Annotated in this window: 21 protein-coding genes; 11 read left to right on the top strand and 10 right to left on the bottom strand. The window is 70.9% G+C overall.

The features are described from left to right. Positions 1–189: 189 nt before the first annotated feature. Entirely contained in the window at positions 190–1,146 is a 957-nt protein-coding gene (locus NDW01_RS35450; protein ID WP_252828727.1) for a helix-turn-helix domain-containing protein, read from the bottom strand. A 401-nt stretch (positions 1,147–1,547) separates the two neighbouring features. Between NDW01_RS35450 and NDW01_RS35455 the strand changes: the two genes are divergently transcribed. After that, on the top strand, positions 1,548–2,141 hold the full coding sequence (locus NDW01_RS35455) for an RICIN domain-containing protein (RefSeq protein WP_252828728.1): 594 nt from the start codon (positions 1,548–1,550) through the stop codon (positions 2,139–2,141). A gap of 78 nt (positions 2,142–2,219) precedes the next feature. Here NDW01_RS35455 and NDW01_RS35460 read toward each other — a convergent pair whose 3' ends face one another. From NDW01_RS35460 to pdhA, 3 genes are read right to left on the bottom strand one after another with little or no spacing between them, the layout of a single operon-like run. Beyond that, on the bottom strand, positions 2,220–3,512 hold the full coding sequence (locus tag NDW01_RS35460; protein ID WP_252828729.1) for a pyruvate dehydrogenase complex dihydrolipoamide acetyltransferase: 1,293 nt from the start codon (positions 3,510–3,512) through the stop codon (positions 2,220–2,222). Between the two features lie 8 nt (positions 3,513–3,520). Then, positions 3,521–4,507, bottom strand: coding sequence for an alpha-ketoacid dehydrogenase subunit beta (locus NDW01_RS35465; RefSeq protein WP_252828730.1), 987 nt, complete (start codon positions 4,505–4,507; stop codon positions 3,521–3,523). Between the two features lie 10 nt (positions 4,508–4,517). Further along, the gene (gene pdhA, locus NDW01_RS35470; protein WP_252828731.1) at positions 4,518–5,576 is read right to left on the bottom strand and encodes a pyruvate dehydrogenase (acetyl-transferring) E1 component subunit alpha; all 1,059 of its coding nucleotides are present in this window, start codon (positions 5,574–5,576) and stop codon (positions 4,518–4,520) included. A gap of 144 nt (positions 5,577–5,720) precedes the next feature. On the opposite strand from pdhA, the gene NDW01_RS35475 reads away from it, so the two are divergent. From NDW01_RS35475 to polX, 4 genes are all read left to right on the top strand, one after another. After that, a complete protein-coding gene (locus tag NDW01_RS35475; protein ID WP_252828732.1) occupies positions 5,721–6,338 on the top strand; it encodes a GntR family transcriptional regulator in 618 nt (205 codons plus the stop codon). Between the two features lie 61 nt (positions 6,339–6,399). Continuing rightward, positions 6,400–6,843 carry an RrF2 family transcriptional regulator gene (locus NDW01_RS35480; RefSeq protein ID WP_252828733.1) on the top strand — a complete coding sequence of 148 codons (444 nt, stop codon included), beginning with the start codon at positions 6,400–6,402 and terminating at the stop codon, positions 6,841–6,843. 78 nt (positions 6,844–6,921) lie between these two features. Then, positions 6,922–8,124, top strand: a complete 1,203-nt coding sequence (locus NDW01_RS35485) for a globin domain-containing protein (protein WP_252828734.1) — start codon at positions 6,922–6,924, stop codon at positions 8,122–8,124. Positions 8,125–8,140: 16 nt separating this feature from the next. Beyond that, positions 8,141–9,853: a DNA polymerase/3'-5' exonuclease PolX gene (gene polX / locus NDW01_RS35490; RefSeq protein ID WP_252828735.1), complete on the top strand. Its 1,713-nt coding sequence runs from the start codon at positions 8,141–8,143 to the stop codon at positions 9,851–9,853. Here the strand turns inward: polX and NDW01_RS35495 are convergent. Beyond that, positions 9,835–10,668 (bottom strand): helix-turn-helix domain-containing protein, encoded by an 834-nt coding sequence (locus tag NDW01_RS35495; RefSeq protein WP_252828736.1) that lies wholly within the window; start codon positions 10,666–10,668, stop codon positions 9,835–9,837. The genes polX and NDW01_RS35495 overlap by 19 nt on opposite strands. A 155-nt stretch (positions 10,669–10,823) precedes the next feature. Between NDW01_RS35495 and NDW01_RS35500 the strand changes: the two genes are divergently transcribed. Together NDW01_RS35500 and NDW01_RS35505 are read left to right on the top strand one after the other, a co-directional pair. Next, complete coding sequence (locus NDW01_RS35500; protein ID WP_252828737.1) at positions 10,824–11,663, top strand: SDR family oxidoreductase; 840 nt, start codon at positions 10,824–10,826, stop codon at positions 11,661–11,663. A gap of 182 nt (positions 11,664–11,845) precedes the next feature. Then, complete coding sequence (locus NDW01_RS35505) at positions 11,846–12,913, top strand: alpha/beta hydrolase (RefSeq protein ID WP_252828738.1); 1,068 nt, start codon at positions 11,846–11,848, stop codon at positions 12,911–12,913. A gap of 115 nt (positions 12,914–13,028) precedes the next feature. Here the strand turns inward: NDW01_RS35505 and NDW01_RS35510 are convergent, their stop codons facing one another. From NDW01_RS35510 to NDW01_RS35530, 5 genes are all read right to left on the bottom strand, one after another. Beyond that, the gene (locus tag NDW01_RS35510; RefSeq protein WP_252828739.1) at positions 13,029–14,036 is read right to left on the bottom strand and encodes a COX15/CtaA family protein; all 1,008 of its coding nucleotides are present in this window, start codon (positions 14,034–14,036) and stop codon (positions 13,029–13,031) included. 48 nt (positions 14,037–14,084) lie between these two features. Continuing rightward, positions 14,085–14,705 carry a Uma2 family endonuclease gene (locus NDW01_RS35515; protein WP_252828740.1) on the bottom strand — a complete coding sequence of 207 codons (621 nt, stop codon included), beginning with the start codon at positions 14,703–14,705 and terminating at the stop codon, positions 14,085–14,087. 118 nt (positions 14,706–14,823) lie between these two features. Beyond that, positions 14,824–15,759: an EamA family transporter gene (locus NDW01_RS35520; RefSeq protein WP_252828741.1), complete on the bottom strand. Its 936-nt coding sequence runs from the start codon at positions 15,757–15,759 to the stop codon at positions 14,824–14,826. Positions 15,760–15,762: 3 nt separating this feature from the next. Next, on the bottom strand, positions 15,763–16,530 hold the full coding sequence (locus tag NDW01_RS35525) for an ABC transporter permease (RefSeq protein ID WP_406567125.1): 768 nt from the start codon (positions 16,528–16,530) through the stop codon (positions 15,763–15,765). Next, positions 16,527–17,438, bottom strand: coding sequence for an ABC transporter ATP-binding protein (locus NDW01_RS35530; protein ID WP_252785952.1), 912 nt, complete (start codon positions 17,436–17,438; stop codon positions 16,527–16,529). Before NDW01_RS35530 ends, NDW01_RS35525 begins: the two co-directional genes overlap by 4 nt. Positions 17,439–17,537: 99 nt before the next feature. Here NDW01_RS35530 and argF point away from each other — a divergent pair, with 99 nt between their 5' ends. The 4 genes from argF to sufB all read left to right on the top strand — a co-directional run bounded on the left by argF (position 17,538) and on the right by sufB (position 22,334). Further along, positions 17,538–18,554, top strand: coding sequence for an ornithine carbamoyltransferase (argF, locus tag NDW01_RS35535; protein ID WP_319949745.1), 1,017 nt, complete (start codon positions 17,538–17,540; stop codon positions 18,552–18,554). A gap of 149 nt (positions 18,555–18,703) precedes the next feature. Further along, positions 18,704–20,101 carry an MFS transporter gene (locus tag NDW01_RS35540; protein WP_252828742.1) on the top strand — a complete coding sequence of 466 codons (1,398 nt, stop codon included), beginning with the start codon at positions 18,704–18,706 and terminating at the stop codon, positions 20,099–20,101. Between the two features lie 56 nt (positions 20,102–20,157). After that, positions 20,158–20,925: a helix-turn-helix transcriptional regulator gene (locus tag NDW01_RS35545; RefSeq protein ID WP_406567124.1), complete on the top strand. Its 768-nt coding sequence runs from the start codon at positions 20,158–20,160 to the stop codon at positions 20,923–20,925. Next, positions 20,922–22,334: a Fe-S cluster assembly protein SufB gene (gene sufB / locus NDW01_RS35550; RefSeq protein WP_252785950.1), complete on the top strand. Its 1,413-nt coding sequence runs from the start codon at positions 20,922–20,924 to the stop codon at positions 22,332–22,334. The genes NDW01_RS35545 and sufB overlap by 4 nt, the downstream gene beginning before the upstream one ends.

A 22,334-nucleotide genomic window follows, 5' to 3' on the forward strand; every position in this document is an offset into this window, starting at 1 on the left:
CGTCCCCGAGTCTCTATCGGACAGAGAGGGATGTCATTGACGCTCCACGCCACCTTCTTTGCTTCGCATGCCAGGGAAACGCCGAGATCAGTCACCGGGGGATCGGCCGGTGCGGGACAACGGAGATGTCATATGCGGCGGCCCATGGCCGTGGACCCAGAGCCAGGGGGTCCATCCCCTGGCGTGAGGTCATCGTCGCTGGTGCCGGTGTTCCTGCGGGCTCAGGCCGTACGCGATGCGGAACGCGCGAGTGAAGTGAGCGTGCGAGGTGAAGCCCCATCGCCGGGCGATCGCGTGGATGGGCCGGTCGCCCAGGAGGGGATCGGACAGGTCGCGGCGGCAGTGTTCAAGGCGCTGGGTGCGGATCCATTCGGCGAGCGTGCAGCCGCTGGACTCGAACAGCCGGTGCAGGGTCCGAATCGAGATGTGATGTGCCTCTGCGACCATCGCGGGTGTCAGGTCGGGGTCGCCGAGCCGCTGCTGGATGAATTGGTGCACGCGTTGGAGCATCACCTGCTGCCGTGACTCGACGGGGAGTTGGCCGGCCGCGTCCAGATGGTGGGCGAGCACGCCGCCAACGAGGTCCAGCAGGACGGTCGACACGTGCGCGGCGTCGGTCAGGTCGTAGGTATCGAGGTCCCGGGCGGCCTGTGCCGCGAAGGTGTGCAGCAACGCGCCGATGCCGGAACGTCCGCTCAGGCGGACTCCGACGAGCTTGTCCACGGAGGCGGGAGGCAACCGCATCTGCTTCCGGGGAAAGATGAAGTGGAGAAGACCCGCTTTGCCCGGGTGATTCCACGCGTCGTAGGGGCGTGACACATCGAACAACACCATGTCACCGGGAGAAAGCTCGGTCTGTCGCTCGTTGTGGGTCAGCATGGTGGGCGTGTCCATGAACAGCGACAACCGATAGTCTTCCGGGTCCGACCGGCTGGAACGACGTAACCCGTGACGGGCTGCACAACGACTGACGATCCGCAGCAGGTTGACGGCACCTAGCGTGCCGACATCTATTGCCCCGTCCAATAGGGATTCGCCGCCCTCGACATAAGGTTCCGCCGGCGACAGTGTTTCCCCGAGGTACTCCAGCCGCTCGGCATTCGCGACGTCCTCCGTAGTCAGGACCGTGTGCATGATGACGGCCATTACCTCCGGTACCAGGGGCCATCAGCCCTCCACCGACGGACGCTGACCACTTCCCTCGCAGCGACAGGGTGGCCGGAACCAGGCTACGCCGCCAGAGCTCCCCGACGCATGGCTTGACCGGCCGTGCGGGGCCATCCCAACGCCATCCGGCTCGTCGAGGTCCGGGAAGCGCCACCGTCACGATCCGGGCGCCGGTGAGGTGATCGAACCGTTCGACGAGGATGCTCCCTGCATCATTCCGGCTGGTCAGGGACAAATGTTAAGTTCTGTCAAAGATTTCCGTCGAGTCCGCCGTAGATCATTGATCGGATGAGCGGGCCATGCGACGCTGATCGCGTTTTACGGCGATAAAGGGCTATTTGCGCTTCTCGCCCTTTCACCCCCGCACGCGAGGAGATCAGATGAGACGGAGATTCATCGCCGCCGGCCTCGGAGTCGGCGGCGTGCTCGCGGCCCTCGGGGCGAGCGGCGGCGTCGCGCAGGCCGCCACCGCGGCACCGCGCGCGGCGGCGACCAGCACCGGCCGTCCCACGCAGGTCGCGGCCGGCGAGATCGTGACGCGGATGTACGCACCGGCCAGTAACACCTGCATCGACGTGTGGGGCGGCACGACCGACATCAACCAGAACATCGGCACCGCGCCCTGCCAGACCACCCAGGAACAGCAGTTCACCCTCATCCCGGTCCCGGTATCGGGATTCAGCCACACTTATCAAATCCTGAACGCGGCTTCGAACCTGTGCCTGGCACCGTTCCGGTTCGAAGTGCGGCAGGGCGACTGCCTGCACCCGACCGTTCAGAATCAGGACGTCTGGGCCTTCCTCCCCGCGGGCCCGGCCCACGAGTACGTGCTGACGAACTACCTGGGCACGGGTCAGGGCCGATGCATGGCGCTCCACCCCACCTCACCGCCGAGCGCCGACTGGAGCATCTGGCGGGACTTCTGCGACACCGGCAACTCGGATCAGATCTTCGACATCCCGGACCTGCCCTGATCGCGATCCGCGTCGGCGCGCGTACGGCAAAGGGCGCCCCTTCCACGGCCGGTCGTGGAAGGGGCGCCCTCGCGCGGTTCAGGCGATGATGCGGAGCGGGTTCTCCAGCAGTTCGGCCAGCTCGCCGAGGAACTTCGCGCCGGTCGCGCCGTCGCAGGCGCGGTGGTCGACCGACAGCGTCAGCGTGAGCCGGTCCCGGACGGTGAACTCACCGTCGTCGCCGACCACGACGTCCTTGCGGGTCGCGCCGACGGCGAGGATGCCGGCCTCCGGCGGGTTGATGACGGCGGTGAACGAGTCGACGCCGAACATCCCGAGGTTGCTGACGGTGAACGTGCCGCCGGACATCTCCTGCGGGGTGAGGCGCTGTTCGCGCGCCCGCCCGGCGAGCTCGCGGGTCTCCGCCCCGATCTGTGAGACCGTCTTGCGGTCGGCGTCCCGGATGACCGGGACCACGAGACCGTCCTCCAGGGCGACGGCCACGCCGACGTTGACCCGCTTGTGCACGAGGAGGCTGTCCTCGGTGAACGAGACGTTCAGCACCGGGTTGGCCCGCAGGGCGGTGGCGCACGCCTTGACGATGAGGTCGTTCACGCTCACCTTCGCCGGGGCGAGCGACTCGTTCAGCGTCTTGCGGAAGGCCAGCAGCGCGCCGACGTCGACGACCCGCGTCAGGTAGAAGTGCGGCGTCGACTGCATGCTCTCGGTGAGCCGGCGGGCGGTGACCTTCCGGATCCGGCTGAGCGGCACCCGCTCGACGTCCGGGTCCTCGGCCGCCACGGCGGCAGCGGGAGCCGCGGTCGGCGCGGGGGAGGGCGCCTGCGCCGCCGGCACCGGGGCGGCCGGCGCGTTCTTCAGCGCGGCCTCGATGTCGGCGCGGACGATCCGGCCGCCGGGGCCCGAACCGGTGAGCGTCGTCAGGTCGATGTCGTTCTCCCGCGCGAGCCTGCGCGCGAGCGGGGAGGACGGCGGACGGGAGCGGGCGCCGTTCGACGCGTCGGCGGGGACGCTCTGGGCGGGAACCGTGGCGGTCGCGGCCGGGGCCGGGGCGTCGGCGGTCTGCGGCGACGGGGCCGCCTGGCCGTTCGCGGCGGCGGTCTCCGCCGCGGCGGGCGCCTTCGCCGGGGCGGACTCGCCCTCGGCCACCAGGACCGCGATCGGCGCGCCGATGGAGGCGGTCTGGCCCTCGGCGACCAGGATCTCGCCGAGGACGCCGTCCTCGTACGCCTCGTACTCCATGAGGGCCTTGTCGGTCTCGATGTCGACCAGGGCCTCCCCGGCGGTGACCTTGTCGCCGGGCTTCTTGTGCCACGCGCTGATGACGCCTTCCTCCATGGTGTCGGACAGGCGCGGCATGAGGATCTCGGACATCAGTCTTCCTAACGGCCGGTCGCGCGTACGGTGTCGCGCACGGCGGTGACGAGCGACTCGGCCGACGGCAGGGCGGCCAGTTCGAGCGGCTTGGAATAGGGGAGGGGCACCTCGGCCATCGCGACACGGCGCACCGGGGCGTCGAGGTGGTCGAACGCGCCCTCCTGGATCGTCGCGGCGATCTCCGCGCCGATGCCGTACGTGAGCCAGTCGTCCTCGGCCACGACGGCGCAGCCGGTGCGGCGGACGGACTCGACGATGGTCTCCCGGTCCAGCGGGCGCAGGCTGCGCAGGTCCACGATCTCGGCGGAGATCCCGTCGGTGGCCAGCTTCTCGGCCGCCTCGACGGCGACGTGGGCCATCCGGGAGTACGCGACGATCGTCACGTCGGCGCCCGGCCGCGTGACGGCCGCCCGGCCGATCTCGGCGGGCTCCAGGTCGTCGGGCACCTCGCCGCGCGTGTTGTACAGCGCCAGGTTCTCCAGGAACAGCACCGGGTCGTCGTCGCGGATCGCCGCCCGCAGCATCGAGGAGGCCTCGGCGGGCGTGCTGGGCGCGAGGACCTTCAGGCCCGGGATGAACGAGTAGAACAGCTCGACGTTCTGCGAGTGCGTGGCGCCGAGCTGCTGTCCGCCGCCGCCGGGCGTGCGGATCACCATCGGCACGCTGCACTGCCCGCCGAACATGCCGTAGATCTTGGCCGCGTGGTTGACGATCTGGTCCAGCGCGAGCAGCGAGAAGTTGATCGTCATGATCTCCACGACGGGACGCAGGCCCAGCATGGCCGCGCCGATCGCGGCGCCGACGAAGCCCTCCTCGGCGATCGGGGTGTCGCGGACGCGCTTGGGCCCGAACTCCTTGAGCAGCCCCTCAGTGATCTTGTACGAGCCCTCGAAGACGCCGATCTCCTCGCCCATGACGAAGACGTTCTCGTCGCGCAGCATCTCGTCGCGCAGGGTGTCCCGGAGGGCCTGGCGGTAGGTCATGGTCGCCATGTGAATCTCCTCAGAAGACCGGGTCGGCCGGCAGGCGGCGGGACTCGCCACGGACGGGCGTGGCGTAGGTGTAGTCGAACAGCGTGGACACGTCCGGGTGCGGGCTGTCGTCGGCGAACGCGGCCGCGTCGTCGACCTCGGCCTTGACCTCGGCGTCCAGCTTCGCGCGCGCCTCGGCGTCGAGGACGCCGGTCTCCTCCAGCACCAGCCCGAAGTGAGCGAGCGGGTCGGCGGCCTTGAGCGCCTCCTTCTCCTCCGCCGTGCGGTAGCGGGCCGGGTCGACGACCGAGTGGCCGCGCAGGCGCGGGCTCGTCGTCTCCAGCAGGAACGGCTTGCTCTCGCTCCGGGCCCGCTCGACCGCCGCGTGCGCGGCCTCGCGTACGGCGACCACGTCGGTGCCGTCGACGCGGGCGCCCTCCATGCGGTACGCCGCGGCCCGGCGGTAGAGCTCCGGCTCGGCCGAGGACGCCTCGACGGTCGTGCCCATGCCGAGGCCGTTGTTGATGACGACGAACACGATCGGCAGGTCCCACAGGGCGGCCATGTTCAGCGACTCGTGGAACGCGCCGATGTTGGTCGTGCCGTCGCCCATCTGGCACATGACGACCTCGTCGCCGCCCTTGTAGTTCACGGCGAGCGCCGCGCCGGTGGCGAGGGGGAGCTGGCCGCCGACGATGCCGTACCCGCCGAGCATCCGCGACTCCAGGTCGAACATGTGCATCGACCCGCCCCAGCCCTTGGAGACGCCGGTGCTCCGGCCGTACAGCTCGGCCATGACGCGGCGGGCCTCGATACCGCGGGCGAGGGCGTACCCGTGCTCACGGTAGTTCGTGAACAGGTAGTCGCGAGGCTCCAGCGCCGCCATCAGCCCGGTGACCGTCGCCTCCTCACCGAGATTCAGGTGACAGTAGCCACCGATCTTGGCTTCGGTGTACGCCCGGGCGGCGCGCTCCTCGAACCTGCGTATGAGCAGCATCTGCCGGTAGTACGCGACAAGCGTCTCCGGCTCGGGCTGCGCCGCGCGGGTCCGGGCCCGTCGTGCCGGGGTCCTCGTCTTGGTGTCACCCATCGAGGTGTTCCCTTCGTGTCCGGGCGCTGCGATGGGGTTCCCACGACCCGCGCCCATACAATCAGGAGGCGATTATCTATGATCGATCATAGATCAGTGTTAAGAAGGGTTTTACCACGTAGGAGGCGGCTACCATTGAGTAACATGAACGCGTCTCCCGCGCTGGTGCGCACCGGCCTCGGCGACCAGATCCGTCAGGTTCTGATCGAGGGCATCACCTCGGGCCGCTGGGCGCCCGGCGAGCGTATCGTGGAGCGCCGCATCGCGGCCGAGCTCGGCGTCAGCCAGGCGCCCGTACGGGAGGCGCTCCGCCATCTGGAGGCCCTCCGCCTGATCGAGACGCTGCCCAACCGGGGCGCGAGAGTGCGCGACTTCACCGACGAGGACCTCGCCGAGGTCTTCCCGGTCCGCGCGGGCCTGGAGGAGACCGCCGCCGATCTCGCCGTCCACCGGATGGCCGGTCAGGTCGAGGGGCTCGAGGTCCACATCGCGCGCCTGGCCGCCGCCACCGACCGGGACGAGGAGATGCGGCACAGCATCGCGTTCCACCGCGAGATCGTGGAGGCCTCCGGCAACCGCCTGCTGCGCTCGGTGTGGCAGTCCCTCGGCATCGAGGTCTGGACGGCCCTGTCCCTGAAGCGCCGGGGCACCGAGTTGTGCGGAAAGGCCGCCGAGCACGCCCACATCACCGAGGCGTTCCGCCGCGGTGACCCCGGAGTCGGCCGCATGGTCCACGACCACGTCATGAGCTACGCGCCCTGACGGCCCCGGCAGGGCGAGCGCGACGGCAAAGTGGTATTTCTCATACCGGTAATCTGGTGGCATGCGGCTGACGAAGTCCACCGATCTCGCCCTGCGCGTCGCCATGCTGCTGGCCGTGGCCGGCGAGGGGGAGACCCCCACGGCGCGTGAGGTCGCCGAGGCCGTCGCCGCTCCGTACAGCCACATCGCCAAGATCGTGAGTCGCCTGCAGCACCTCGGTGTGGTGGAGACACGGCGGGGCAGAGGCGGCGGCCTGGCGCTGACCGGGTTCGGCCGGGACGCCTCGGTCGGCTGGCTCGTGCGCGAACTCGAAGGCCCCGATGAGGTCGTCGGCTGCGAGGACGCCCCGCCCTGTCCGCTGCGGGCCGCGTGCCGCTTGCGCGGGGCGCTGCGCCAGGCCCAGGAGGCCTTCTACTCCGCGCTCGACCCCGTGACCGTGCGGGACCTGACCGCCGCTCCCACGGAGCCGACGCTGGTCAGGCTGCTGACCTCGCGTCCCGCCTGAAGCACCCCACCTCTGGACGGGCGATACTCGCGAGTTAAAATACGAACTCAATATTCGTATTTAGGAGGTGCGCTTACCGTGCTGTCCGAGAAGTCCGCCGCTGTCGTACGCGCCACTCTGCCGGCCGTCGGCGGGGCCATCGACGAGATCACCCCGCTCTTCTACCGGAGGATGTTCTCCGCCCACCCGGAGCTGCTGACCGACCTGTTCAACCGCGGCAACCAGGCGAACGGGACCCAGGCGCGAGCGCTCGCCGGATCGATCGCGGTCTTCGCCGGGATGCTCCTGGAACACCCGGACCGGCGGCCGGACGCGATGCTCGCCCGCATCGCGCACAAGCACGCGTCCCTGGGCATCACCGCCGACCAGTACACGATCGTGCACGAGCACCTGTTCGCCGCCATCGCCGACGTCCTCGGCGACGCCGTCACCCCAGAGGTCGCGGCGGCCTGGGACGAGGTCTACTGGCTGATGGCGGGCGCCCTGATCGCGACCGAGGCCCGGCTCTACACGCAGGCCGGGGTGGCGAACGGCGACGTCTGGCGGCCGTGGACGGTCGTCGGGCGCATCGAGGAGACCCACGACGTCGCGACCTTCATGCTGCGTCCGGCCGACCGGGTCCCGAGCCCGCCGTTCCGCCCCGGGCAGTACGTCTCGGTCCGGGCCGAACTGCCCGACGGCGCCCGGCAGATCCGCCAGTACAGCCTGTCCTGCGCGCCGAACGGCACCGACCGGTGGATCACGGTGAAGCGGATCGCCGAGGCGCCCGGCTCCCCCGAGGGCGAGGTCTCCAACTGGCTGCACGCCAACGTGCGGCAGGGCGACGTACTCGGCGTCAGCATGCCGTTCGGCGACATCGCCCTGGACGAGGGCGACTCGCCGCTTCTCCTGGCCTCGGCGGGCATCGGTGGCACGCCGATGATCAGCATGCTGGCCCACCTGGCGGCCACCGGGTCCACCCGGCGGGTCATCGCCGTACACGCCGACCGCTCCGAGCGCACCCACGCCTTCCGCAGCGATCTGGGACTCCTCGTCGGCAAGCTGCCGTGTGCCGAGGCGCACGTCTGGTACGAGCGTCCCGAGGCCGCCTGGCCCGCGGACCGTACGGGCCTGGCCGACCTGTCGGGGATCGCCGTCCCCGAGGACTGCCGCGCCTACCTGTGCGGGCCGGTGCCCTTCATGCGCTCGATCCGGACGCAGCTCCTGGACCGCGGTGTGCCGGCGAACCGGATCCACTACGAGGCGTTCGGCCCCGACCTTGGTCTGGAGACCGCCGCGTAACTTTAGGATCGGGACCATGGGGCGCCCTAACGACGACGTCGCGGCTCTGTTCTCCGAGTTCGCCGATCTGCTCTCGATCACCGGTGAGGCGGCCTTCAAGGTCCGCGCCTACGAGAAGGCGGCCCGCGCCATCGCGGGCCACCCCGACGACGTCACGGCCCTCGACCTGAAAGGCCTGCGGAAGATCCCGAACGTCGGCGAGGCGATCGCCAAGAAGATCCTCGACTATCAGCAGACCGGCACGATCCGGCAGCTCGAGGTGCTGCGCGAGCGCATCCCGGCGGGGGTGCGGGCCCTCACCGCCATCCCGACCCTCGGGCCGAAGAAGGCGATGGTGCTGTACGAGGAGCTCGGCATCTCCTCGGTGGAGCAGCTCGCCGAGGCCATCCCGGCCGGCCGGCTGACCGGGCTCAAGGGCTTCGGCGCCAAGACCGAGGAGAACATCCTCCACGGCATCGAGCTCCTGCGGAGCCAGGGGGAGCGAGCGCTGATCGACGTGGCCACCGAGCTCGCCACGGAGATCGTCGCCGCGCTCTCCCCGCTCGCCGGCCGCTGCGCGGTCGCCGGGTCGCTGCGACGCCGCCGCGAGACGATCGGCGACATCGACATCCTCGCCACCGCCGACGACTCGGGCCCGCTCATGGCGGCGTTCACCGCCCTCCCGTTCGTCACCGAGGTGATCGGCAGTGGCGAGACGAAGACCTCCGTCCGCACGCTCAAAGGGCTGCAGGTCGACCTGCGCGTCGTACCGCCGGAGTCCTGGGGCGCCGCTCTGCAGTACTTCACCGGTTCCAAGGCGCACAACGTCCGCACCCGCGAGATCGCCGTACGCGCCGGACTGAAGCTGTCGGAGTACGGCCTGTTCTCGGTCGAGACCGGCGAGCTGATCGTCTCCGCCACCGAGGAGGACGTCTACGCCCGGCTCGGGCTGCCGTGGATCCCGCCGCCGCTGCGCGAGGACGAAGGCGAGATCGAGGCGGCGCTGCGCGATGAGCTGCCCCGCCTCGTCGAGCTCGCCGACCTGCGCGGCGACCTGCACACCCACACCGACCTGACCGACGGCGTCGCCTCCCTGGAGGACATGGTCGCCGCCGCGGCCGCGCGCGGCAACGCGTACTACGCGATCACCGACCACGCGCCGAACCTCTTCATGCAGCGCATGACGGACGAGAAGATGCTCGCCCAGCGCGAGGCCGTGCGCGCGCTGCAGGAGCGGTACCCGGACATGACGCTGCTGCACGGCACCGAGCTGAACATCGACCCCGACGGCGAGGTCGACTGGCCGGCCGGGTTCCTCGCGGGCTTCGACGTCTGCGTCGCGTCCGTCCACTCGCACTTCACCCAGGACCGGGCGGCGATGACCCGCAGGCTCCTCCGCGCGGTCGAGAACCCGTACGTTCACATCCTCGGCCACCCGACCGCGCGCAGCATCGGCCGCCGCGCCCCCGTCGACGCCGACTGGGACGCCGTCTTCGCCGCCTGCGCGCGGGCCCGGACGATCCTGGAGATCGACGCCTTCCCCGACCGGCTGGACCTGCCCGCCGACCTGATCCGGCATGCCCGCCGGCACGGCGTGAAGTTCGCCATCGACAGCGACGCCCACGCTCCGGGCCACTTCGACAACCTCCGGTACGCGGTCGGCACCGCGCAGCGCGGCTGGCTCACCCCGGAGGACGTCGTCAACACCTGGTCGCTCGACCGCCTGCGCGCCTACCTCCGGGGCGACTGACCCTCGGAGAGCTCGAGCGAGGCGAGCAGCGCGAGCGCCTCGGCGGCCGGAGTGCCGGGGTCGGCGTGGTAGATCACCAGCAGCAGTCCGTCCGTTCCCGTGACGGCCAGCTTCTCGCGCCGCAGCCGCAGGTCGCCGACCCTCGGATGGCGGATGAGGCCGGCGCCGCTCTCCCCGCGGTGCACGTCATGGCGCGCCCAGAGCGTACGGAAGCGTTCACTGCTCCGTGACAGGTCGTCGACGAGTGCCCGGAACCGGTCGTCGTCGGTGTCGGTGCCGACCTCGGCGCGCAGCTGGGCGACGAGACCGGGCGCGTTCTCCTCCCAGTCCGGGTGGTACTCCTGTGCGACCGGGTCGGTGAAGATGGCGCGGAGCCGGTTCACCCCCGGCGCCATCAGGGGGGAGAGGGCCTGGGCGAGACGGTTGGCCGCCAGCACGTCGCGGTACCTGTCGACCACGAACGCGGGCACGTTGAGCGTCCGGAGCAGCAGCTCCACGCCCTCGGGGACGCGCTCACGGCGCTCGGGCCGGCGGCGTGACTCCGGCCGGGCCAGCCGGATCAGGTACGCCGTGCTCTCGGCGTCCAGCCGCAGCACCGCGGCCAGAGCGTCGAGCACCTGGGCCGAGGGGTTGCGGTCGCGTCCCTGCTCCAGCCGGAGGTAGTAGTCCGCGCTGATGCCGGCGAGCAGCGCGACCTCCTCGCGCCGCAGGCCGCGCACCCGGCGCATCCCCGTCACCCGCAGCCCGACGTCCTCCGGACGGACGAGCTCCCGCCGGGCGCGCAGGAACTCGCCGAGTCTGTTACCGCCGCTCACGGCGCCCACGCTACGCCAGGCTCCGCCGGTGACTGGTCCCCGCACTACCAGGAACACGGGGGAACTCCCACCGGGACACCGGGGAGCGGACTCTTGAAGAGCCTCCCCGAACGGGAGGCGCACACCGCCCCACGGGGCAGAGAGAAAGGCAGACGATGGAGCGCCGCACCTGGTTCATCACGGGCGTCAACAGCGGCTTCGGCCGCCACATGACCGAGCGACTGCTGGAGCGGGGCGACCGGGTCGCCGGGACCGTCCGCAAGCGGGGATCGGTGGACGACCTGAAGGCCGCGTACGGGGACCGGTTCCGGGTCGCGCACCTGGACGTGACGGACCTCTCCGAGGTCAGGCGGGTCGTCGATGGCGCCTTCGGCGACCTCGGCCGGATCGACGTGGTCGTGAACAACGCCGGTTACGGCCTCTTCGGCGCCGCGGAGGAGCTCACCGACGAGCAGGTCGTCCACCAGCTCAACACCAACCTGCTCGGGTCGATCCAGGTCGTCCGCGCCGCGCTGCCGCACCTGCGGCGGCAGGGCGGCGGCCGCATCATCCAGCTGTCGACGTACGGCGGCCAGGCCACCAACCCCGGCGCATCGCTCTACCACGCCGGCAAGTGGGGCATCGAGGGATTCATGGAGGCGACCGCCAAGGACGTCGCCCCGTTCGGCATCGGCGTCACGATCGTCGAGCCCGGCGGCGCCCGCACCGAGTTCCGCTTCGACAGCCTGCAGCTGGCCGACCCGATGCCCGAGTACGACGACAGCCCCGCCGCGATGGTCCGGCAGGCGAAGGACCGCAGCCGCCCGCCACTGGGCGACCCGGCGAAGATGGCCGACTTGATCATCGCCAGCGCCGATCAGGAGCCCGCGCCGCTCCGTCTCGTGCTCGGCAGCGACTCCTACCGGGCCGTCCGCGCCGCGCTGACCGAGCGGCTCGCGCAGATCGAGCCGCAGGAGGCCCAGGCGGCGACGACGGACATCGCCCCCGGCGAGTGACCGGCCGGGTCCGCGGCGACCTTCACGCCAGGTGAACGTGAAGTACACGCGGCCGACACGTTCGCTCAAGCCGGAGCGAACCTGACCCCCTCTACGATCGGCCCGCGATGACAGCGCATGGAGCCACCGTCCAGGTGGCGTTGCGGTGACGCTCAGTTCGACGCCTTCGGGGGAGGCCACGGGTGAGTCTGCTGGGCCCGCCACTGCTCGTCCTATCGATCCTGCTCGCACTGGCCGCGCCGGTCGGCTGCGCGCTCCTGTGGGGACGGGTACGGGGCATGACCGCATGGCCGGTCAGGATCGCGATGATCGTGGTCTGCCAGGTGACGGCCGTCCTCCTGGCGGGCGTCGGCCTCAACGATCACTTCCAGTTCTTCGCCTCCTGGAACGACCTGATCGGCCAGAACGGCGCCGACGCGCCCATCCAGCAGCAGAACTCCGGATCGCAGCCGTTGGCCCGTGGCCTGTCCAAGCGGCTCCGCAACGACTTTCGCCCGGACCGGCGCGACTCCGCGTACTCCGCCGAACTGGTCGGGGCGAAGTCGGGGATCCGCAGCAGGATCTGGGTGTGGCTGCCGCCGCAGTACCGTCAGCGTCCGCGGCAGCGGTTCCCCGTCATCGAACTGTTCCCCGGATTCCCCGGCACCCCGATCACGTGGTTCCACACCATGCAGGGGCCGAAGAAGCTCCAGGAGGCGATGAAGAAGGGCGCCGCCCAGCCCTACATCCTCGTAGCGCCGACCATCACGGTCGTCCCCGGTCACGACACCGAGTGCACCAACGTGCCGGGCGGCCCGAAAGTCGCCACGTGGCTGACCGAGGACGTCCGTCGCATCGTCATGGAGAACTTCCGCGCCCTGCCCGGCCGTGACGGCTGGGGGACGATGGGCTATTCGACGGGCGGCTACTGCGCCGCCAAGCTCGCCACCGAATACCCTCGCCTCTTCCGCGCGGGCGTCAGCATGTCCGGCTACTTCACCGCCTCCAACCCGGCGCTGGCCAGAGTCCCCGGCGCCGACGTGCCGGCGCTGCTGCAGACCAGGCACCCGAACGTCGATCTGCTCCTGACCGCCAGCAAGCAGGACCCCGGAACGACCACGGCGGTGAACACCATGGTGCGGGCGGCCCGGCCGCCCTCGGTCGTCTACACCTACGTCGTGCCGCGCGGCGGCCACAACACCGGCGTCTGGACGGCCATGCTCCCCAAGTGCTTCCAGTGGCTCACCACCCAGCTCACCCACGCCGACTGACGCCCTGAGCACCGGCCGAACCGCAGGCTCGGCCGAGGGCTCCACGACAGTGGGCGTTCAACCCGCGCCCGCGATCGCCGAGCGCTCCCGGACGCGGTGAGGTGGTACGGGGGCGTCAGCCGCCGAGGGAGGCGGCCGGGGCGGTGTCGCGCGTCGCCTCCGAGGGCCCGGCGGCCGGGGCCGGCGGCATGGCGCCGCGGTCGCGGAGGGCGAAGAGGACGCGCAGGGTCGCGATCCACACCAGGGCCGCGCCGAGCACGTGGGCGACGACGAGCGTGCCGGGGACGTTGGTGAAGTACTGCACGTAGCCGATGACGCCCTGCGCCAGTTCGACCACCAGGAGCTCGAGCGCGCGCCGCTGGACGTGCTTCGGGGCGTTGGTCAGCCGCAGGCCCAGGAGCAGCGCGAACGTCAGCCCGACCGTCGCCCAGACGATGTCCGCGTGGAGCTGGGCCACCTGCGCGATCTGGAAGTCGTAGCGCCGTGCCTTGGGATCGCCCGCGTGCGGGCCGGTGCCGGTCACCACGGTGCCCGCCACGAGGAGCAGGAAGACCACGCCCGTCAGCGCGCGGCCCAGCCAGACCAGCTCCTGGCGGACGACGGGTCTGGCGCGCCCGTCGCCCTCGCCCGCGCGCACCCAGAGCACGACGGCCGCGGCCAGGATGGCGGGCGACAGCAGGAAGTGGACGGTCACCGAGACCGGGTGCAGGTCGGTCAGGACGACGATCCCGCCGACGATCGCCTGCGCGACCACGCTCAGCGGCTGGATCGCGGCCAGCCGCACCAGGCCCGTGCGACGGGGTCGCAGCCGCAGGGCCGCGACGAACACCGCCACGCCGAGCGCCAGCACCAGGAAGGTCAGCATCCGGTTGCCGAACTCGATCGCCATGTTGACGGCCGAGTGCTGCGGGGTGTGCGTCGGCACGAGGCTGGTGCCGGTGCACTTCGGCCACGTGGGACAGCCGAGGCCCGAGCCGCTGACGCGCACGGCCGCGCCGGTCGCCATGATCAGGGCGTTGCCCGCGACGCTCGCGAGGGCCAGCCCGCGCAGGGCGGCGGGCGTCGGACGCCACACGAGGTCACGGAGCCGGGTCAGCGGGTTGTCGGATCGCACGCCCTTCATCGTACGAGCGCCCGGCCATGCCCCGGATCCGGGTCCCCGCCGCTGCCTTCAGTCGACGAGCGAGGCGACGTCGAAGGTGAAAGGGAACGGCTCGTCGGTCTTCAGCGCCGACCCTTGATCGGCTGAGCCGGTGACGTGATATCTGCCGTCGTCACCAAGCCTGCGGGTGACGACGCACGGCTCCGGCTCCAGGTCGACCAGCCAGTACTGCGGGATTCCGGCTCGCGCGTATTCGAAGACCTTGTCCACCCGGTCATGCTGCTCACTACCGCTTCGAGGAGAGACGATCTCCACGACCAGTAGCACGTCCGCGGCGTCGTAGGCCCGAGCCCGGCGAGCGCGCGCCGCGCGCGCAGCCTCACCCTCGACGACCACGATGTCCGGCACGCGGATCGATGGGCCGGTGTCGATGTCGAGTGGGCCTTTGATGTACACGTCGGTCGCCGCCGCGGCGGCGGCGTCCTCGAGCGCACGCTCCAATTTCTTGGCCGCATGATCGTGGAAGGTGCTCGGCCAGGGGGCCACGAAGATCCATCCGTTCACGAGCTCACGACGTACGCCCTCATCGGGCAGCGCGTCCAGGTCATCGACGGTGTACGGGCCGTACGGCCAGTCCGGAACGGCGATCATCGGAGTCCTCGGTAGAGACGTCGTGGCCATGTCGGGCATGGCATGACTCCTCTCCAGTCTGTCAGGTCACCGGCCGAGCAGCACAGAGCCGCTGCGTGTGCAAATCGTACATGGATGAGCGCGCTCTGTTACGGAGTTCAAATCTGGCCGGCGGCCGTCAGGCCTCGGGGGCCTCGGGAGGGGAGTCCTGGAAGCGGGTGGCGCCGACGCAGGCGGCGATGACGCAGCCGATCGCCAGCCACTCGCGCCACATCAGGACCTCGCCGAGGAAGACGAGGCCGACGAGGGCGGCCACCGCGGGCTCCAGGCTCATGAGGATGCCGAACACCCGGGCGGGCACGCGCCGGAGCGCCTCGAGCTCAAGGCTGTAGGGGATGACCGACGACAGCAGCCCGACGCCGAGCCCGATCAGCAGGATCTCCGGGTCGAGCAGCCGCGAACCGCCGGTGGCGATCCCGACGGGCATGATCGCGATGGCCCCGACGACGCTCGCGATGGCGAGGCCGGTCGACCCGGAGAACCGTTTGCCCGTCGCGCCGCTCAGCAGGATGTACGCGGCCCAGCCGACCGCCGCGAGCAGCCCGAACACCACGCCGGCCAGGGGCACGCCGCCCTCGCCGCGCGCGAGCATCGCCACGCCGCCCAGTGCCAGGGCCGCCCACAGCAGGTCGAGCCGGCGCCGCGACGCGACGATCGAGACGGTGAGCGGACCCAGGAACTCGATCGTCACCGCGACGCCGAGCGGGATCCGCGCCATCGCCTGGTAGAAGCTGAAGTTCATGCCGGCGAGGGTGAGGCCGAACAGCACGGCCACCATGAGGTCGCGCCGGGAGTGCAGCCGCCGCAGGTCGCGCAGCGCGGAGCGGGCCATCACCGAGAGCACGATGGCCGAGGTGGCCAGGCGCAGCATCACGATGGCGTCCGGAGAGATGCGGCCGAAGAGGTTCTTGGCGAGGCCGGCGCCGACCTGGACCGAGACGATGCCGAGCAGGATCAGTGCGGGCGGGGGGACGGAGCCGAGAGACAGCCGGAGACCGGCCGGACGGGACCGGGCCGTCCCGTCATAGGAGCCGGGGGCTTCGGCGAGCGCCATGCGTCACTCCCAGGAGAAGAAGCGCGCGGCGAGAGCGAGGCCGAGAACCGCCCACACGGCGAGGATCACCAGGTCGCGGGCGGGGAACCCGGCACCGTGCTGCAGTACCTGGCGCAGCCCGTCGGCGAGCGCGGAGATCGGTAGCAGTTCGAGCACCGACCGTACGCCGCCGGAGAATTTTGTCAACGGGAATACGACGCCGCCGAGGGCCAGCAGGAGGATGTAGACGAGGTTCGCGGCCGCCAGGGTCGCCTCGGCGCGCAGGGTGCCCGCCATCAGCAGCCCGAACCCGCTGAACGCCGCGGTGCCCAGGAGCAGCAGCAGGATCACGGTCGCCGGGTTGCCGTGCGGGCTCCAGCCGAGCGCGGCGGCCACGACGCAGATGACCAGGGCCTGCAGGACCTCGACGGCCAGCACGGTCAGCGTCTTGGCGATGATCAGGCCGGAGCGGGGGAGCGGCGTGGCGCCGAGGCGCTTGAGCACGCCGTACCGTCGTTCGAAGCCGGTGCCGATGGCCTGGCCGGTGAACGCCGTCGACATCACGGCGAGCGCCAGCACGCCGGGCGTCAGGAAGTCGACGCGCCGTCCGGCGCCCACGTCGAGCAGGGGCGCGCTGCTGAACAGGATCAGCAGGGCGACGGGGATGATCAGAATCAGCAGCAGCTGCTCGCCGTTGCGCAGCAGCGTGCGCAGTTCGTACGCCGTCTGGGCCCGGACCATGCGGGACCTCGGCGCCGCGCCGGGCGAGGGGCTGAACGTCAGGTCCGTCACGAGCGGAGCTCCCGTCCGGTCAGTTCGAGGAAGACGTCTTCGAGGGTGCGGCGCTCGATCCGCAGGTCCTCGGTCATGACGCCGTTGGAGGCGCACCAGGCGGTCACGGTGGCCAGCAGCTCGGGGACGAGGTCGCCCTCGATGACGTAGTGGCCGGCGGGGGACTCCTTGGCGATCGTCGCGGGCGGCAGCGCGGACAGCAGTTCGTCCAGGCCGAGCCCGGGACGCGCGCGGAAGCGCAGTTGCCGTTCGGCGCCGGTCAGCGAGGACGGCGGGCCCGAGGCGATGACCCTGCCGTGGTCGACGATGACGACCTCGTCGGCGAGCCGCTCGGCCTCGTCCATGTGGTGGGTGGTCAGGATGACCGCGACGCCGGCGGCCTTCAGGTCCTCGACGAGCTCCCAGGTGGCGTGGCGGGCCTGCGGGTCGAGGCCCGCGGTGGGCTCGTCGAGGAAGACCAGCTCGGGGCGGCCGACGACCGCGGCGGCGAGGGCCAGCCGCTGCTGCTGGCCGCCGGACAGGCGGCGGTACGAGGTGCGGGCCGAGGCGGTCAGCCCGAGACGGTCGAGCAGCGCGGCGGGGTCCAGGGGAGTGGCGTAGAAGCTCGCGATCAGGCGCAGGAACTCCCCGGCGCGCGCGTTGGTCGGCACGCCACCGGACTGCAGCATCACGCCGATGCGGGTCTTGAGCGCGGGATCACGGGGGTCGCGGCCGAGGACGCGCACGCTGCCGGAGTCGGCGCGCCGGTAGCCCTCGCAGATCTCGACCGTGGTCGTCTTGCCCGCTCCGTTGGGCCCGAGCAGGGCCGTCACCTCGCCGGATCGCGCCTCGAAGGAGAGGCCGTCGGCCGCGGCGGTCATGCCATAGCGTTTGACCAGGTCATTGACTGCGACCGCGAGGGGCTCCATGGACCCGAGTCTAGGAGGGCGTCATCGGGAGGGAGGCGGCCACCCCTGACATTGATCTGAATATTGATTCAGTATAGCGCATGGCGATACAGTCACCTCATGTCTCTGGGAGGTCACATGCTGCGCGGCCGTAGCTTCGTCAAGGAGCTCGACTTCACCGCTGAGGAGTTCCGCTCGCTCATCGACCTGGCCGGTGAGCTCAAGGCGGCTCGCCGGGAGGGCACGGAGCGCCCCCGTCTGACCGGCCGCAACATCGCGCTGATCTTCGAGAAGACCTCCACGCGCACCCGCAGCGCGTTCGAGGTGGCGGCGCACGACCAGGGCGCGCACGTCACCTACCTCGACCCGGCCGGCTCGCAGATCGGGCACAAGGAGTCGGTGAAGGACACCGCGCGCGTGCTGGGCCGGATGTTCGACGGCATCCAGTACCGCGGCCGGCGCCAGGAGGACGTCGAGAGCCTGGCCGCGTACGCCGGAGTCCCGGTCTGGAACGGCCTGACCGACGAGTGGCACCCCACGCAGAGCCTCTGCGACGCGTTCACCATGGCCGAGCACGCGGCGCGGCCGCTTGAGGAGATCTCCTTCGCCTACCTCGGCGACGCGCGCAACAACATGGGCGACTCCCTTCTCGTCATGGGCGCGCTGCTGGGCATGGACGTGCGTCTCGTCGCGCCGGGCGGCCTGCAGCCGTCCGCCGAGGTCCAGGCCGCCGCCCGTGCCCTGGCCGAGCGCAGCGGGGCCCGGATCACCCTCACGGACGACGTCGCGGAGGGTGTGCGCGGCGCCGACTTCGTCCACACGGACGTGTGGGTGTCGATGGGCGAGCCCAAGGAGGTCTGGGCGGAGCGGATCGAGCTCCTCGCGCCCTACCAGGTCAACGCGAAGGTGCTCGAAGCGACGGGGAACCCGTCGGTGCGGTTCATGCACTGCCTGCCGGCCTTCCACGACCGGGAGACGACGGTCGGCGAGGAGATCTACGCGCAGTTCGGCCTGGAGGGCCTCGAGGTCACCGACGAGGTCTTCGAGTCGGACGCCTCGATCGTCTTCGACCAGGCCGAGAACCGCCTGCACACCATCAAGGCCGTCATGGTGGCCACCCTCGCCGGCGAGATCTGAGCGGGCTCCGCCCCGGGGCGTGCGGTCCCGGGGCGTGTCGGCCCGGGGCGTGTCGGCCCGGGGCGTGTCGGCCCGGGGTGTGCCGGCCCGAGCGGCGGGACGGGAACGCTTCGACGATCGTCTAAACGACCCCGGGCAAGCATCGGGGGATGCTGACGCTGAGATCGACATCCGAGTCCCGGCCGCGCACCGGGGCGTTGCCGCTGGTCGCCATCTGCCTCGGCTACTTCGCGGTGATCATCGACGCCACCGCCGTGAACCTGTCGCTGCCCGCGCTGGGCCGCGACCTGGGTGGCGGGATGGGCGTCCTTCAGTGGGTGGTCGACGGCTACACGCTCACGTTCGCGACCCTGCTGCTGTCCGCGGGCGCGCTCGGCGACCGGGTCGGGCCCCACCGGGTGTTCTGCGCCGGTCTGGCGCTCTTCACGGTCGCCTCGGCGGCCTGCGGGCTGGCGCCGACCGCGGGCGCCCTGGTCGCCGCCCGGCTGGTCCAGGGCGCCGCGGCCGCCGTCATGGTCCCGTCCTCGCTGGCGCTGCTGCAGGCGGCGCACCCCGACCCCCGCGCGCGTGCCCGCGCCGTCGGGGTGTGGGGCGGGGTGGCCGGAGTCGCGGCCGCCTCGGGCCCCGTCCTCGGCGGGGTGCTGACCGACGCGGCGAGCTGGCGCCTGGTCTTCTTCATCAACGTGCCGATCGGCCTGGCCGCCCTGCTGCTCACCGTCCGGCACGTCGTACGGCCCGAGGGGCACGGGCGGCGCGGGCTCGACCTCGGTGCGCAGATCACGGTGGTCGGCGCGCTCGGCCTGCTGACCTTCGCGCTGATCGAGGCGCGGACCCGCGGCTGGGTCTCGCCCGTCGTGCTCGGCGCGCTGGCGGTCGCGGCGCTGCTCGCCGCCGTGTTCACGGCGGTGGAACGGCGTACGGCGAACCCGATGCTGCCGCTCGGACTCTTCCGCGGCGCGGCGTTCTCCGGCGGGAACGCGGTCGGGTTGCTGATCAACCTCGGCTTCTACGGCCAGCTGTTCGTGCTCAGCCTGTTCTTCCAGGACGTGCGCCGGATGAGCCCCACCCTCGCCGGGCTGGCGCTGGTGCCCGAGGGGATCCTGGTCTCGCTCGCGTCGTTCCTGTCGGGGCGGATGACGGGCCGGTCCGGCACCCGGACCACCATGCTGATCGGCCTGGTCACCGGGGCGGCCGGGCTGTTCGCGCTGACGGCGGCCGGCCGGAGCACCCCGTACCCGATGCTCATGGTCCCGCTGATGGCGGCGGGCTTCGGGATGGCCTTTACGATGCCCGCCGCGACGACCGCCGTCGTCGAGGCCGCCCCGCCGGAGCGGGCGGGCGTCGCCTCCGGCGCGGTGAACACGGCCCGGCAGATGGGGAGCACGATCGGCGTCGCGCTGCTCGGCACGCTGGGGGCCGGCGGCCGCCTGGCCGCGCCGATGGCGGGGGCGGGCGCCGCCTTCCTCGCCGGGGCCCTCGTGGTGGCCGTCGTGGTCCGGAGCCGTGGGCCGGAGTTCGCGCAGGCGAGGCAAGGCTCACCTAAGTGAGCCAGATAACCGGGATCGGTTTGTGTCGGGGGAAGTAATTAGGCCACACTGATGTTGTGAAAAACGTGACCGAGACGACGAGCAGCGACCCGGCGGCCGCCGGCGTGCCCGCGCTCGGTCCGAACCACGCCGAGCGCACGACCCGCGCTCGAGTGGCACGGCTGATTCTTGAACATGGTCCCATCAGCGCCTCGGCGCTCGGACAACGGCTCGGGCTCACGCCCGCGGCCGTGCGCCGTCACCTCGAGACCCTCCTCGCCGAGGAGATGATCGAGGAGCGGCGGAGCCGTCCGCAGTCGAGGCGCGGGCGCGGCCGCCCGGCGAAGCTGTTCGCCATCACCGACGCCGGGCGCAGCGCCTTCGTGCACGCCTACGACGATCTGGCGGCCAACGCCCTGCGGTTCCTGGCCGACAAGCTCGGCGAGGAGGCCGTCGTGGAGTTCGCCCTGCGGCAGGTGGGCGACCTGGAGGCGCGCTACGGCGCGTCCATCCGGGCCGTTCCGCCGCAGCAGCGGGTCCGGGCCCTGGCGGAGGCGCTGTCCACCGACGGCTACGCCGCCTCGGCCAGCACGGCGCCGGCGGGCGGGCAGCAGCTCTGCCAGCACCACTGCCCGGTCGCGCACGTCGCGGCGCGGTTCCCGCAGTTGTGCGAGGCGGAGACGGCGGCGTTCGGGCGGCTGCTCGGCGTCCCCGTGCAGCGGCTGGCCACGATCGCGCACGGCGATGGAATATGCACGACTCACGTGACGTCACGTGAACTGACTGAAAAACCCGATAAGACCGACAAGTTCGACAAGCAGGAGTCCGGAGGCACCTCCGTATGACCACGGCAGCCCACCCCGAGCTCGAGGGGCTCGGCAAGTACAAGTTCGGCTGGGCCGACCCCGACGTGGCCGGCGCCTCGGCCCGTCGCGGGCTGTCCGAAGAGGTCGTCCGCGACATCTCGGGGAAGAAGAACGAGCCCGACTGGATGCTCGACCTTCGCCTGAAGGGCCTGCGCCTGTTCGGCAAGAAGCCGATGCCGACGTGGGGCGCCGACCTCTCCGACATCGACTTCGACAACATCAAGTACTTCGTCCGGTCGACGGAGAAGCAGGCCGCGTCGTGGGACGAGCTCCCGGCCGACATCAAGAACACCTACGACAAGCTCGGCATCCCCGAGGCGGAGAAGCAGCGCCTGATCGCCGGCGTCGCGGCCCAGTACGAGTCCGAGGTCGTGTACCACCAGATCCGCGAGGACCTGGAGAAGCAGGGCGTGATCTTCCTCGACACCGACACCGGTCTCAAGGAGCACCCGGAGATCTTCCAGGAGTACTTCGGCTCGGTGATCCCGGTGGGCGACAACAAGTTCGCCGCGCTGAACTCCGCCGTGTGGTCGGGCGGGTCCTTCATCTACGTGCCGCCGGGCGTGCACGTCGAGATCCCGCTGCAGGCCTACTTCCGGATCAACACCGAGAACATGGGCCAGTTCGAGCGGACGCTGATCATCGTCGACGAGGGCGCGTACGTGCACTACGTCGAGGGCTGCACCGCGCCGATCTACAAGTCCGACTCGCTGCACTCCGCGGTCGTCGAGATCGTCGTGAAGAAGAACGCCCGCTGCCGCTACACGACCATCCAGAACTGGTCGAACAACGTCTACAACCTCGTCACCAAGCGCGCCGTCTGCTACGAGGGCGGCACGATGGAGTGGATCGACGGCAACATCGGCTCCAAGGTGACGATGAAGTACCCGGCGGTCTACCTCATGGGGGAGCACGCCAAGGGCGAGACGCTGTCCATCGCCTTCGCCGGTGAGGGCCAGCACCAGGACGCCGGCGCCAAGATGGTGCACGCCGCGCCGAACACCTCCTCGACGATCATCTCCAAGTCCGTGGCGCGCGGCGGCGGCCGTACGAGCTACCGCGGCCTGGTCCAGGTGCAGGAGGGCGCCGAGCACTCCAAGTCGACCGTCAAGTGCGACGCGCTGCTGGTCGACCAGATCAGCCGCTCCGACACCTACCCCTACGTCGACGTCCGCGAGGACGACGTCGAGATGGGCCACGAGGCCACCGTCTCGAAGGTCTCGGAGAACCAGCTGTTCTACCTCATGAGCCGCGGCCTCACCGAGGACGAGGCGATGGCGATGATCGTGCGCGGCTTCGTCGAGCCGATCGCGCGCGAACTGCCGATGGAGTACGCGCTCGAGCTGAACCGCCTGATCGAGCTGCAGATGGAAGGAGCGGTGGGCTGA

This window comes from Actinoallomurus soli, assembly GCF_024055715.1.
Taxonomy (GTDB): domain Bacteria; phylum Actinomycetota; class Actinomycetes; order Streptosporangiales; family Streptosporangiaceae; genus Actinoallomurus; species Actinoallomurus soli.

Bases quoted from the DNA above. Each gene is read 5' to 3' on its own strand.
- NDW01_RS35450 (WP_252828727.1), bottom strand. From the start codon at position 1,146: ATGGCCGTCATCATGCACACGGTCCTGACTACGGAGGACGTCGCGAAT.
- NDW01_RS35455 (WP_252828728.1), top strand. From the start codon at position 1,548: ATGAGACGGAGATTCATCGCCGCCGGCCTCGGAGTCGGCGGCGTGCTC.
- NDW01_RS35460 (WP_252828729.1), bottom strand. From the start codon at position 3,512: ATGTCCGAGATCCTCATGCCGCGCCTGTCCGACACCATGGAGGAAGGC.
- NDW01_RS35465 (WP_252828730.1), bottom strand. From the start codon at position 4,507: ATGGCGACCATGACCTACCGCCAGGCCCTCCGGGACACCCTGCGCGAC.
- pdhA (WP_252828731.1), bottom strand. From the start codon at position 5,576: ATGGGTGACACCAAGACGAGGACCCCGGCACGACGGGCCCGGACCCGC.
- NDW01_RS35475 (WP_252828732.1), top strand. From the start codon at position 5,721: ATGAACGCGTCTCCCGCGCTGGTGCGCACCGGCCTCGGCGACCAGATC.
- NDW01_RS35480 (WP_252828733.1), top strand. From the start codon at position 6,400: ATGCGGCTGACGAAGTCCACCGATCTCGCCCTGCGCGTCGCCATGCTG.
- polX (WP_252828735.1), top strand. From the start codon at position 8,141: ATGGGGCGCCCTAACGACGACGTCGCGGCTCTGTTCTCCGAGTTCGCC.
- NDW01_RS35500 (WP_252828737.1), top strand. From the start codon at position 10,824: ATGGAGCGCCGCACCTGGTTCATCACGGGCGTCAACAGCGGCTTCGGC.
- NDW01_RS35510 (WP_252828739.1), bottom strand. From the start codon at position 14,036: ATGAAGGGCGTGCGATCCGACAACCCGCTGACCCGGCTCCGTGACCTC.
- NDW01_RS35515 (WP_252828740.1), bottom strand. From the start codon at position 14,705: ATGCCCGACATGGCCACGACGTCTCTACCGAGGACTCCGATGATCGCC.
- NDW01_RS35520 (WP_252828741.1), bottom strand. From the start codon at position 15,759: ATGGCGCTCGCCGAAGCCCCCGGCTCCTATGACGGGACGGCCCGGTCC.
- NDW01_RS35530 (WP_252785952.1), bottom strand. From the start codon at position 17,438: ATGGAGCCCCTCGCGGTCGCAGTCAATGACCTGGTCAAACGCTATGGC.
- argF (WP_319949745.1), top strand. From the start codon at position 17,538: ATGTCTCTGGGAGGTCACATGCTGCGCGGCCGTAGCTTCGTCAAGGAG.
- NDW01_RS35540 (WP_252828742.1), top strand. From the start codon at position 18,704: ATGCTGACGCTGAGATCGACATCCGAGTCCCGGCCGCGCACCGGGGCG.
- sufB (WP_252785950.1), top strand. From the start codon at position 20,922: ATGACCACGGCAGCCCACCCCGAGCTCGAGGGGCTCGGCAAGTACAAG.